Origin of the sequence: Pseudomonas sp. TH07, assembly GCF_016651285.1 — a bacterium.
Taxonomy (GTDB): domain Bacteria; phylum Pseudomonadota; class Gammaproteobacteria; order Pseudomonadales; family Pseudomonadaceae; genus Aquipseudomonas.
The window spans coordinates 1-12,614 of sequence record NZ_JAEKED010000001.1 but is presented as its reverse complement, the minus strand read 5'-3'; the positions used below and the strand labels follow the sequence as shown (position 1 = coordinate 12,614).

The window sequence follows — 12,614 nt, the reverse complement described above, 5'->3', positions numbered from 1 at the left end:
GCCCAGGTCACGGTTCCAAGCGACCCATGCAAACACAGTGGAGAAACTCTACGCCAACTACGGGAGAAAAAACAAGCCCTGCGAAATCCCCCGGTTTTGCTCGGCCTTGGCCTATTGGTTGGACCTGTCTGGCCATGCTTAGACGATAGAGTTATTCAATTGTTATAAGCCAAGTTCAATATCGAAAACGTGCACTGTTTTATGGCGGTTGCGTTACAGATTAGTGCACTTCTAACGCAACCGCGTTACTTATAGAAACAGTTGTTCAACCGCGATAGTAGCGTTGTGGGACAAATGGCATTTTGCTTACAAGCATAGGCACCTTTTTCCCACGAACAATTGCCCAAACTGGCGTATCGAGTGCGTTATAACGGCTGTCGATGTAACCCATGGCCAAAGGGCCACCTAAGGTCGGTCCGAAACCGCCACTGCAGACGCTACCGATGATGTCGCCAGCTTCATTGACGATTTCCGCACCTTCACGCACCGGCGTACGCTCCTGCGGCAGCAGGCCGACGCGTTTGCGGCTGACGCCGTTCTGCTGCTGTGCGAACACCTGTTCGGCACCCGGGAAGCCACCCGCTCGGGCGCCGTCGGCGCGTCTAACCTTCGAGATGGCCCACAGCAGGCTTGCCTCGATGGGCGTGGTCTCGTTGTTCATGTCGTGGCCATACAGGCACAGGCCCGCCTCCAGGCGCAGCGAGTCACGGGCACCAAGGCCGATGGCCGCCACTTCCGGTTCCGCCAGTAGCGCACGGGCCAGGGCTTCGGCGCTGGAGGCCGGGACCGAAATCTCGAAACCGTCTTCGCCGGTGTAGCCCGAACGGCTGACAAAGCAGTCGATGCCGCTGACGGTCACCGGCTTGAACTGCATGAATGTCATCTGTGCGACTTCCGGGGCCAGGCGTGCCAGCACCGTGACTGCGGCCGGGCCTTGCAGAGCGAGCAGGGCACGTTCCTCGAACAACGGCTCGATGCTGCATTGATCGCCGATGTGCTGACGCAGGTGGGCCAGGTCCTGGTCCTTGCAGGCGGCGTTGACCACCAGGAACAGCTGGTTGTTGCCCAGGTTGGCGACCATCAGGTCGTCGAGGATACCGCCCTGGTCATTGGTGAACATGGCGTAGCGCTGCATGCCGGCCGGCAGGTCGATGATGTCGACCGGCACCAGGGTTTCCAGGGCTTTCGCCGCGTTGGAGCCGCTCAGGCGGATCTGGCCCATGTGCGACACGTCGAACAACCCGGCCTGTTCACGAGTGTGCTGGTGTTCCTTCATCACTCCCAGTGGGTATTGCACCGGCATGTCGTAGCCGGCGAAGGGCACCATGCGCGCGCCGAGTTCGAGGTGCAGGGCGTGCAGCGGGGTGTGCAGCAGGTGTTCGGTGGACATATTGAGCTCCTGAAAAAACTGCGCAAGCGATCGAGGTCGCTTCAGCATTCGATAATGTTGACGGCCAAACCGCCGCGGGCGGTTTCCTTGTATTTGCTTTTCATATCGGCGCCGGTCTGGCGCATGGTGCGGATGACTTTGTCGAGGGACACGAAGTGCTGGCCATCGCCGCGCAGGGCCATGCGCACGGCGTTGATGGCTTTCACCGAGCCCATGGCGTTGCGTTCGATGCACGGCACCTGTACCAGCCCGCCAATGGGGTCACAGGTCAGGCCCAGGTTGTGTTCCATGCCGATCTCGGCGGCGTTTTCGACCTGAGACACCGTGCCGCCCAATACTTCGCACAGCGCACCGGCGGCCATCGAACAGGCCACGCCGACCTCGCCCTGGCAACCCACTTCGGCACCGGAAATCGAGGCGTTTTCCTTGTACAGAATGCCGATGGCGGCGGCAGTGAGCAGAAAACGCACCACGCCGTCTTCATTCGCACCCGGGATAAAGCGCATGTAGTAATGCAGCACGGCCGGAATAATCCCGGCGGCGCCGTTGGTGGGCGCCGTCACGACGCGCCCGCCGTTGGCGTTTTCCTCGTTGACTGCCAGGGCATACAGGTTGACCCAATCCAGCACCGACAACGGATCGCGCAGCGCCGACTCAGGGTGCTTGCACAGTTGCCGGTGCAACGCCGCTGCCCGTCGCTTGACCTTGAGCCCGCCGGGCAAAATCCCTTCGTTGCGACAGCCGGCGTCCACGCAGTCCTGCATCACTTGCCAGATTTGCAGCAGACCGGCGCGGGTTTGCGCTTCCGGGCGCCAGGCACTTTCATTGGTCAGCATCAGCGCGCTGATGGACAGACCGTAGGTGCTGCAATGACTGAGCAGGTCCTTGGCGCTCTTGAAGGGGAAGGTCAGGGGCGTGGCGTCTTCGACAATCCGGTCGGCGCCGGCGGCGTCTTCATCCACCACGAAACCGCCACCGACCGAGTAGTACTCGCGGCTGCGGATCTGGATGCCGGCGGCATCGAAGGCGCGAAAGATCATGCCGTTGGGATGGTAGGCCAGCGGCTTGCGGATCATGGCCAGGTGTTCTTTCTCATTGAATGCAATGAGGTGTTCGCCCAGCAGGTTGAGGCGTCCGCTGCTGCGGATGTCATGCAGGCGAGTGGCAATGGTCTCGGTATTCACGGTATCCGGGTGTTCACCTTCCAGGCCCAGCAGCACCGCCTTGTCGCTGCCATGGCCCTTGCCGGTGGCGCCGAGCGAGCCGTACAGCTCGACCTTGACGCGGGTGGTGGCCGTCAGCAGGCCCTCGCGGCGCAGTCCTTCGACGAAGCGCGCAGCCGCGCGCATCGGGCCGACGGTGTGGGAGCTGGAGGGGCCGATGCCAATCTTGAACAGGTCGAACACGCTCAGGGACATGGTGGCTCTCCGGTTTCTTGTTATAGGAGCGGCGGCAAGCTTCAAGTCACAAGCTGCAAGAAAGAGCCGGCCGGCCTTTAACTTGCAGCTTGAAACTTGGCGCTTGCAACTGCTTTACGCGTAAAGCTCGATCGACGGGCAGGCGCACACCAGGTTGCGATCGCCAAATACGTTGTCGACCCGGCCTACCGGTGGCCAGTACTTGCTTTCGATCAGGGACGCGACCGGGTACACCGCTTGTTCGCGGCTGTAGGGGTGAGTCCACTCGCCGACGATTTCCGCCGCCGTGTGCGGGGCGTTTTTCAGCGGGTTGTCGTCCTTGTCCAGGGTGCCGTTTTCCACGGCGCGGATCTCTTCGCGAATACGGATCATGGCGTCGCAGAAGCGGTCCAGCTCTTCCTTGGATTCACTTTCGGTCGGCTCGATCATCAGGGTGCCGGCCACCGGGAACGACATGGTCGGTGCGTGGAAGCCAAAGTCGATCAGACGCTTGGCCACGTCATCGACGCTGATGCCGCTGCTGTCCTTCAGCGGGCGCAGGTCGAGGATGCATTCGTGGGCCACCAGGCCATTGCTGCCGGTGTAGAGCACTGGGTAGTGCTCTTCCAGGCGCCGGGAAATGTAGTTGGCATTCAGGATCGCCAGCTGCGAGGCGCGCTTGAGGCCGGCGCCGCCCATCATGCGGATGTACATCCAGGTGATCGGCAGGATGCTCGCGCTGCCGAACGGTGCCGCGCACACCGCGCCTTCCTTGCGCTCCATGGCTGCGTGGCCAGGCAGGAAGGGTGCCAGGTGCGATTTGACGCCGATCGGACCCACGCCCGGGCCGCCACCGCCGTGGGGGATGCAGAAGGTCTTGTGCAGGTTCAGGTGCGAAACGTCGCCGCCGAACTTGCCCGGGGCGCAGAGGCCGACCATGGCATTCATGTTGGCGCCGTCGATGTACACCTGGCCGCCGTGGTCATGAATGATGCCGCAGATTTCGCGGATGCCTTCTTCGAACACGCCGTGGGTCGAGGGGTAGGTGATCATCAGTGCCGCGAGGTGTTCACGGTGCTCGATGGCCTTGGCCCGCAGGTCTTCGATATCGACGTTGCCCCGGGCATCGCAGGCGGTGACAACCACGCGCATGCCGGCCATGTTGGCGGTGGCCGGGTTGGTGCCGTGGGCGGACGAAGGGATCAGGCAGATATCACGGCGCTCATCGCCACGGCTCTGGTGGTAGGCACGAATGGCCAGCAGGCCGGCGTATTCGCCCTGGGAGCCGGCGTTCGGCTGCAGGGACACCGCGTCGTAGCCGGTGGCGGCGCAGAGCATGGCCTCAAGCTCGGTGGTCAGTTGCTGGTAGCCGGCGCTTTGCTCGGCCGGGGCGAACGGGTGCAGGGCGCCGAATTCGGCCCAGGTCACCGGGATCATTTCGCTGGCGGCGTTGAGTTTCATGGTGCACGAACCCAGCGGGATCATGGTGCGGTCCAGTGCCAGGTCCTTATCGGCCAACTTGCGCAGGTAGCGCATCAGCTCGGTTTCCGAGTGGTAACGGTTGAAGACCGGGTGGCTGAGGATTGGCGACTGGCGCACCAGGGTGGCGGGGATGGTGCTGGTCACCGAAGCGGCGAGGGCGGCGAAATCCGGCAGCGCCTGGCCGTCGGACAGCAGGCTCCACAGGGTTTCAACGTCGGCCTGGCTGGTGGTTTCATCCAGGGACAGGCCCAGGCGTTGCTCATCCACGATCCGCAGGTTGATGCGCTGGGCGCGGGCCTTGTCGTGCAGAGCGGCGGTGTGCGTGCCGGTGGCCAGGGTCAGGGTGTCGAAGAAGTGCTGTTGCTCCACGGTCACCCCCAGCGCGCCCAGGCCCTGGGCCAGGATCGCAGTCAGGTGGTGGATGCGGTTGGCGATCTGGGTCAGGCCTTTCGGGCCGTGATACACGGCGTACATGCTGGCGATGTTGGCCAGCAGGACCTGGGCCGTGCAGATGTTGCTGGTGGCTTTCTCGCGGCGGATATGTTGCTCGCGGGTCTGCATGGCCAGGCGCAGCGCCGGTTTGCCGAAACGGTCCACCGACACGCCCACCAGGCGGCCGGGCATGTCGCGCTTGAATGCATCCTTGGTCGAAAAGTAGGCCGCGTGCGGGCCACCGAAACCCAGCGGCACACCAAAGCGCTGCGCGCTGCCGATGGCCACGTCGGCGCCGAATTCGCCCGGCGGGGTCAGCACGGTCAGGGCCAACAGGTCGGCGGCCACGGCCACCAGGGCATTGGCGGCGTGGAAGCGTTCGGTCAGTTCGCGGTAGTCGAACACATCGCCGTTGCTCGCCGGGTATTGCAGCAGGGCGCCGAAGAAGCTGCTGACATCGCTCAGTTCGCGCTCATCGCCCACCACCACGTCGATGCCCAGGGGTTCGGCACGGGTGCGCAGGACGTCAAGGGTTTGCGGATGGCAATGCACGGAGGCGAAGAAGGCGTGGCTGCCTTTGTTTTTGCTCAGGCGCTTGCAGAAGGTCATGGCTTCGGCGGCGGCGGTGGCTTCGTCGAGCAGGGAGGCGTTGGCGATCGGCAGCCCGGAGAGGTCGCTGATCAGGGTCTGGAAATTCAGCAGGGCTTCCAGGCGACCCTGGGAGATTTCCGGCTGATAGGGCGTGTAGGCGGTATACCAGGCCGGGTTTTCCAGGAGGTTGCGCAGGATCGGCGATGGCGTGTGGCAGCTGTAGTAGCCCTGGCCGATGTAGGTCTTGAACAGTTCGTTGTGGGCGGCGATGGCTTTGATCGAGGCCAGGGCATCGGCTTCGCTTTGCCCGGCGCCGAGTTCGAGCACGCTGGTGCCCTTGATGCTCTCGGGGATGACGCTGGCGCTCAGGGCTTCCAGGGAATCGAAGCCCAGGCTGTTGAGCATGGCTTGCTCGTCACCCTGGCGCGGGCCGATATGACGGGCGATGAATTCGTTGGCGGTGCTGAGATTGATAGTCATGGCGGCTCCTCAGGCTTCGGCGTTGGCTTTGATCAGGCGGTCGTAGGCGTCCTGGTCCAGCAACTGGCCGACGGCGGCGGCATCGGCGGGAATAAAGCGGAAGAACCAGCCTGCGCCTTGCGGGTCTTCGTTGACCAGCTCCGGGCTGCTGTCCAGGGCCGGATTGGTCTCGACCACTTCCCCGTCCAGTGGCATGTACACGCCGCTGGCGGCTTTTACCGATTCCACGGTGGCGGCTTCGGCGCCTTTGTCGTAGCTCTGCAGCTCCGGCAGTTGCACGAATACCACGTCGCCCAGGGCGTTTTGCGCGAAAGGCGTAATGCCTACGGTGACGCTGCCATCAGCTTCGGTACGCAGCCATTCGTGATCTTCAGTAAAACGCAACTCGCTCATGGAAACTCCTCAGGGGCCAGACTCGTCTGGTGGACGCGATTGAATGCTCTTGCAATGCAGAGCGAATGGCTAAACCCATAGCAAAAACGCGGCCAATGTTTTTTAGTTGTTTAAAATCAATGGCTTGTAGGGTTTTTCGGAAGAGGGTGTGGGCGCAGCTGTAGCGAAATCGCTACAGCTGGGACGTTTGAAAAAACGCTTTGAGGATCAAAGCCTTGGGCAGCACTGATTGTAGACGCGTGTAGCGAAATCGTTCCGCTGTAGCGCTTTCAGTACAGGTGGAGGTCGTTTTCAGCGGGTTTGCCTGAAGGCTCAGGCTTTGCCGGGAATGCCGTACTTGCGCAGGCGGTGGGCGATGGCCGTGTGGGAAGTCTGCAAGCGGTTGGCCAGTTGTCGGGTCGAGGGGTAATTGAGGTAGAGACCTTCGAGCAGGCTCTTCTCGAACGCTTCGACCGCCTGTTCCAGGCTGCCGACCTCGGAATCGCCCTGACGCGCCACGGAGGTGCCGGCGATGTCCAGGTCGCCAATGTCCACCAGGTTGCTGTCGCAGATGGCCGCGGCGCGAAAGATCACGTTCTGCAACTGGCGCACGTTGCCCGGCCAGCGGTTGCCCAGCAGGGCCGGGTAGGTGCCGGGGGCCAGGCGGCAGACCGGGCGCTGGATCTGCGCACAGGCCTGCTGCATGAAGTAGCGTGCCAGCAGCAGGATGTCCTGGCCGCGCTCGCGCAGCGGCGGGACTTCGACATTGAGCACGTTCAGGCGATAGAACAGGTCCTCGCGAAAGGTGCCTTCGCTGACCATTTTTTCCAGGTCACGGTGGGTGGCGCTGAGGATCCGCACATTGACCTTGACCTCGCGATCGCCCCCTACCCGACGGAAGCTGCCGTCGTTCAGGAAGCGCAGCAACTTGGCCTGCAGGTAAGGCGACATTTCGCCGATTTCGTCGAGAAACACCGTGCCCTGGTTGGCCAGTTCCATCAGCCCCGGCTTGCCGCCGCGCTGGGCTCCGGTGAACGCGCCGGGGGCGTAACCGAAGAGTTCGCTTTCGGCGAGGTTCTCCGGCAGCGCCGCGCAGTTCAGGGCCAGGAAGGGAGCGCCATGGCGCGCGCTGATGGCATGGCAGGCGCGGGCTACCAGCTCCTTGCCGGTGCCGGTTTCACCCTGGATCAGTAGCGGCGCATCCAGGGCTGCCACGCGTTGGGCGCGGGCCTTGAGGGTGCGGATGGCGGGTGATTCCCCGAGCAGGGCATCAAAACCTTCGGCATGGTCGTGGTGCAGGGCCGACAGGCGCTCGCCGATCCGGTTCGGCTGATACAGGGTCAGCAGCGCGCCGGCGTCGGTGATGGGCGTTGCGTCCAGCAGCAGGGTCTGGCCATTCAAGGTGATTTCCCGCAGGGGCAGGCGAAAGCCTTGTTCCAGGAGGCTGTCGAGCAGCGCCGGGTCGGCGAACAGCTCGGCGACGCTTTCGCCGGCCGGTTCACGGCCATACAGGGCAATCAGCGCCGGGTTGGCCAGCAGCACCTTGCCCGCGCTGTCCAGGGCCAGCACCGGGTCGGTCATGGCCGCCAACAGGGCATCGAGCTGCAAGTGGCGACGCTGGCCGGGGAGGATATCGACCACGGTCACCGCCTGGACCCCACGCACGTTGAACAGCGCATCGCGCAGCTCTTCCAGCACCTGCGGGCTGAGGGTCGGGGCATCGATGTACACGTTGGGTGGAACCATCTCCACCGCATCCAGGTTGAGATTACGCCCGCCGAGCAGGGCCAGGACTTCCTGGGTGATGCCGACGCGGTCGATGAAGCTGACGTGGATACGCATGGGGAGGCTGACGGTTCTGCGAAGCGGAGGGTGGCCAGTATGCCTTGGGGGAGGGCCAAGGTGAAATGCGCGCAGCGTGAACAGGGTGGCGAGGGCAGTGCTTCCCTCACCACGGGGAGGTGGTTACGCCAGGTGTTCGGGTTTCACCGGGTCGCCGGGTTTGACCTCCAGTTGCTTGCGTACGTCTTCGAACATTTCGTCGTAGTACTTGTGCATCGAGCCGATGCTGGCGATCTTGGGCATCCCGTATTGCTGGGCGATGCGGGTGGCATGGCGGGCGAAGTCGAAAGCCAGGTCCTTGGCCAGGAAGAACTGTTCCTTCAGGGGCTTGTCCTCGATGGTGCCATGCAGGGTGAAGAGCATGCCTTTGCCTTCCTTGGGGTCCTGGGTGACCTCGTAGTCGATGCACAGGTTGTAGCTGTAGTCGTCCTTGTTCAGCGCGTGGCGCTCGATATGCAGGTGACCGGGCTCGAACGTGGCCATGGGCGTCTCTCCTTCAAGGCATTGAAGTAGGGGCAGGCACAGGGCCCGCCCCGAAGTTCTTGTGACTGGCGATTTACTGGTAACTGATACCCGGCTTGGCTGTGCTGATGCGGGTGCCGGCCTTGCCCTGGACGATCGCCTCGATGTCCGAGAGTGAACCGATCACCGCGACTTTTCCAGTGTTGCGGGCGAACTCGCAGGCGGCCTGGACCTTGGGCCCCATGGAGCCGGCGGCGAAGCCCAGCTTCTCGATTTCATCCGGGTGGGCCTGGGCGATGGCTTTCTGGGTCGGCTTGCCGAAGTCGATAAAGGCTGCGTTGACGTCAGTGGCAATCACCAGCAGATCGCTTTCCAGCTGTTCGGCCAGCAGCGCCGAGCACAGGTCCTTGTCGATCACCGCCTCGATGCCCCGCAGCTTGCCGTCCTCGCCGTACATGGTGGGAATCCCGCCGCCGCCGGCACAGATCACGATGCTGCTCTTTTCCAGCAGCCACTTGATCGGGCGAATCTCGAAGATGCGCTTGGGTTTCGGGCTGGCCACCACGCGGCGGAACTTGTCGCCGTCGGGAGCGATGGCCCAGCCTTTTTCGGCGGCGAGTTTCTCCGCCTCGGCTTTGCTGTACACCGGGCCGATGGGCTTGGTCGGGTTCTTGAATGCCGGGTCCTTGGGGTCGACTTCGACCTGGGTCAGCAAGGTGGCGAACGGGACTTCGAAGTCCAGCAGATTGCCCAGTTCCTGTTCGATGATGTAGCCAATCATGCCTTCGGTTTCGGCACCGAGCACATCCAGCGGGTAGGGCGAAACCTGGGTATAGGCCGCTGCCTGCAGCGACAGCAGGCCGACTTGCGGACCATTGCCGTGGGCGATCACCAACTGGTTGCCGGGGTGGATCTTGGCAATCTGTTCGGTGGCGATGCGGATGTTGGCGCGTTGATTGTCCGCGGTCATGGGTTCACCACGGCGGAGCAGGGCGTTACCGCCCAGTGCAACGACGATACGCATAATGCAGTCCTTCTAGAGCTCACGTGCAGGCGTCGGCAGGGCGGCACCTGCACGGGAGGGGGGATTACAGATCGGCCAGTGTCGAAACCAGGATCGCCTTGATGGTGTGCATGCGGTTTTCCGCTTGCTCGAAGGCGATGCAGGCCGGCGATTCGAAGACGTCGTCGGTGACTTCGATGCCATTGGCCAGGTGCGGATACTGCTCGGCGATCTGCTTGCCAACCTTGGTGTCGCTGTTATGGAACGCAGGCAGGCAGTGCATGAACTTGGTCCGTGGGTTGCCGGTGGCCTTCATCAGCTGGGCATTGACCTGGTACGGCAGCAATTGCTCGATGCGCTCGGCCCAGGCTTCCACCGGCTCGCCCATGGAGACCCAGACGTCGGTGTGGATGAAGTCCACGCCCTTGACCGCGGCTTTCGGATCTTCGGTGAGGGTGATACGTGCGCCGCTTTCTTCCGCGTATTTTTTGCAGCGCTCGACCAGGTCGTCATGAGGCCACAGGGCCTTGGGCGCGCAGATGCGCACGTCCATGCCAAGCTTGGCGCCCACCAGCAGCAGCGAGTTGCCCATGTTGTTGCGGGCGTCGCCCAGGTAGGCGTAGCTGATCTCGTGGATCGGCTTGTCGGCGTGTTCACGCATGGTCAGCACGTCGGCGATCATTTGCGTCGGGTGGTATTCGTCGGTCAGCCCGTTGAACACGGGTACGCCGGCGAACTTGGCCAGTTCTTCGACGATTTCCTGCTTGAAGCCGCGGTACTCGATGGCGTCGTACATGCGCCCGAGCACGCGGGCGGTGTCCTTCATGCTTTCCTTGTGGCCGATTTGCGACGAGTTCGGATCGATGTAGGTGACGTTCGCGCCCTGGTCATAAGCTGCCACTTCGAAGGCGCAGCGGGTGCGGGTCGAAGTTTTTTCGAAGATCAGCGCAATGTTGTTGCCCTTGAGGTGCTGCTGCTCGGTGCCGGTGTACTTGGCACGCTTGAGGTCGCGGGACAGGTCCAGCAGGTAGCGCAGTTCACGCGGGGTGTGGTGCTCAAGGCTCAGCAGGCTGCGGTTGTGAATGTTAAAAGCCATGATGGATCTCCTTTGGTTTCGGTCGTCCACTTGCCGCGGCTCGGGGTGCGCGCGGCGGCAAGCATGGAAGAAAAATCAGTAGTCGATAGGATCGCGGATGATCGGGCAGGTCATGCAGTGGCCGCCGCCACGGCCACGGCCGAGTTCGCCGGCGCTGATGGTGATCACTTCGACACCGGCCTTGCGCAGCAGGGTGTTGGTGTAGGTGTTGCGGTCGTAACCAATCACCACGCCCGGTTCCAGGGCCACCACGTTGTTGCCGTCATCCCACTGCTCGCGTTCGGCGGCGAAGCTGTTGCCACCGGTTTCCACCACGCGCAGGGCCTTGAGGTTGAGGGCGGCGGCCACGGTGTCGAGGAAGCTGGTTTTTTCCTGCTGGATATCGATGCCACCCGGCTTGCTTTCATCAGGGCGCAGGGTGAAGGCGACGATCTGGTTCACCACTTCCGGGAAGATGGTCACCAGGTCGCGGTCGCAGAAGCTGAACACGGTGTCCAGGTGCATGGCTGCGCGGGATTTCGGCAGGCCGGCGACGATCACCCGTTCCACGGCCTTGTGCTTGAACAGGTTCAGCGCCAGTTGGCCGATGGCCTGGCGCGAGGAACGCTCGCCCATGCCGATCAGGACCACGCCATTGCCGATCGGCATCACGTCGCCGCCTTCCAGGGTGGCGTTGCCGTGTTCCTGGTCCGGATCGCCGTACCAGACCTGGAAGTCGGCATTGGTGAACTCGGGGTGGAATTTGTAGATGGCGCTGGCCAGCAGGGTTTCCTGGCGTCGCGCCGGCCAGTACATCGGGTTCAGGGTCACGCCACCGTAGATCCAGCAAGTGGTGTCACGGGTGAACTGGGTGTTGGGCAGCGGCGGCAGAATAAAGCTGGAGTGGCCGAGGAAATCGCGGAACATTTCGATGGTCTTGCCGCCGAAGCTGCTCGGCAGGTCATCGGCGGAAACCCCGCCGATCAGGAACTCGGCCACCTTGCGCGGCTCCAGGCTGCGCAGCCAGGAGCTGACTTCATTGACCAGGCCGAGGCCGACCTGGTTGGCGGTGATCTTGCGTTCCAGGATCCAGTCCAGGGCTTCGGGGATAGCGACGATATCGGTCAACAGGTTGTGCATTTCCAGCACGTCGATATCGCGCTCGCGCATTTTGGTGACGAAATCGAAGTGGTCGCGCTTGGCTTGGGCGACCCACAGCACATCGTCAAACAGCAATTCGTCGCAGTTGTTCGGGGTCAGCCGCTGATGGGCCAGGCCTGGGGAGCAAACCATGACTTTGCGCAGTTTGCCGGCTTCGGAATGTACGCCGTACTTAGCTTTTACCGTGGTCATTACAGTGTTCCTCCAGTGACATAACATCCAATGTTACGAGCGGGTCTTACAGAGTCAGGAAGCCGTCGTAGAGTCCGTAGGCCGCCACCAGGGCGCCCAGGACCACCGCGGCGAAAATCAGCTTCTCGACGTTGGTGAAAATCGGTTTGCCCAGTTCCAGCTTGGCCTTGGCGAACAGGATCGCGCCGGGGGCATAGAGCAGGGCGGACAGCAGCAGGTATTTGACGCCGCCGGCATAGAGCAGCCAGATCGCATAGATCAGGGCGATGGCGCCGATGAACAGGTCTTTCTTGCGTTCGGCCAGGGCCTGTTCGTAGCTTTCGCCACGCACCGCCAGCAGTACCGCGTAGGCCGCGGACCACAGGTAGGGCACCAGGATCATCGAGGTCGCGAGGTAGATCAGCGACAGGTAGGTACTGGCCGAAAACAGGGTGATGATCAGGAACAGCTGGACCATGGCATTGGTCAGCCACAGCGCATTGACCGGTACGTGGTTGGCGTTTTCCTTGCGCAGGAACTCCGGCATGGTGTGGTCCTTGGCCGCGGCGAACATGATCTCCGCACACAGCAGCACCCACGACAGCAATGCCCCCAGCAGCGAGATGATCAGGCCGACGCTGATCAGCACCGCGCCCCAGTGGCCGACCACATGCTCCAGCACGGCGGCCATCGACGGGTTCTGCAGCTTGGCCAGTTCCGGTTGGGTCATGATCCCCAGGGACAGCACGTTCACCA

At 62.7% G+C, this 12,614-nt stretch carries 10 protein-coding genes; all 10 read right to left on the bottom strand.

Annotated elements, in window-relative coordinates:
• Window positions 1-265: 265 nt before the first annotated feature.
• On the bottom strand, window positions 266-1,390 hold the full coding sequence (gene gcvT / locus JFU57_RS00050; RefSeq protein WP_201127526.1) for a glycine cleavage system aminomethyltransferase GcvT: 1,125 nt from the start codon (window positions 1,388-1,390) through the stop codon (window positions 266-268).
• A gap of 41 nt (window positions 1,391-1,431) precedes the next feature.
• Window positions 1,432-2,808, bottom strand: coding sequence for an L-serine ammonia-lyase (locus tag JFU57_RS00045; RefSeq protein ID WP_201127524.1), 1,377 nt, complete (start codon window positions 2,806-2,808; stop codon window positions 1,432-1,434).
• 114 nt (window positions 2,809-2,922) lie between these two features.
• The gene (gcvP, locus tag JFU57_RS00040) at window positions 2,923-5,772 is read right to left on the bottom strand and encodes an aminomethyl-transferring glycine dehydrogenase (protein ID WP_201127517.1); all 2,850 of its coding nucleotides are present in this window, start codon (window positions 5,770-5,772) and stop codon (window positions 2,923-2,925) included.
• Between the two features lie 9 nt (window positions 5,773-5,781).
• Entirely contained in the window at window positions 5,782-6,165 is a 384-nt protein-coding gene (gene gcvH / locus JFU57_RS00035; RefSeq protein WP_201127515.1) for a glycine cleavage system protein GcvH, read from the bottom strand.
• Window positions 6,166-6,477: 312 nt separating this feature from the next.
• The gene (locus JFU57_RS00030; protein WP_020297278.1) at window positions 6,478-7,986 is read right to left on the bottom strand and encodes a sigma-54-dependent transcriptional regulator; all 1,509 of its coding nucleotides are present in this window, start codon (window positions 7,984-7,986) and stop codon (window positions 6,478-6,480) included.
• Between the two features lie 123 nt (window positions 7,987-8,109).
• A complete protein-coding gene (locus tag JFU57_RS00025; RefSeq protein ID WP_078471845.1) occupies window positions 8,110-8,469 on the bottom strand; it encodes a DUF5064 family protein in 360 nt (119 codons plus the stop codon).
• 73 nt (window positions 8,470-8,542) lie between these two features.
• Window positions 8,543-9,472 carry a carbamate kinase gene (arcC, locus tag JFU57_RS00020; protein WP_078471844.1) on the bottom strand — a complete coding sequence of 310 codons (930 nt, stop codon included), beginning with the start codon at window positions 9,470-9,472 and terminating at the stop codon, window positions 8,543-8,545.
• 64 nt (window positions 9,473-9,536) lie between these two features.
• Window positions 9,537-10,547: an ornithine carbamoyltransferase gene (locus JFU57_RS00015; protein ID WP_078471843.1), complete on the bottom strand. Its 1,011-nt coding sequence runs from the start codon at window positions 10,545-10,547 to the stop codon at window positions 9,537-9,539.
• Window positions 10,548-10,622: 75 nt separating this feature from the next.
• Window positions 10,623-11,879, bottom strand: coding sequence for an arginine deiminase (arcA, locus tag JFU57_RS00010; RefSeq protein ID WP_020297282.1), 1,257 nt, complete (start codon window positions 11,877-11,879; stop codon window positions 10,623-10,625).
• Between the two features lie 46 nt (window positions 11,880-11,925).
• Window positions 11,926-12,614 (bottom strand): amino acid permease (locus tag JFU57_RS00005; RefSeq protein WP_201127513.1); only part of this gene is annotated, 689 nt, incomplete at its 5' end.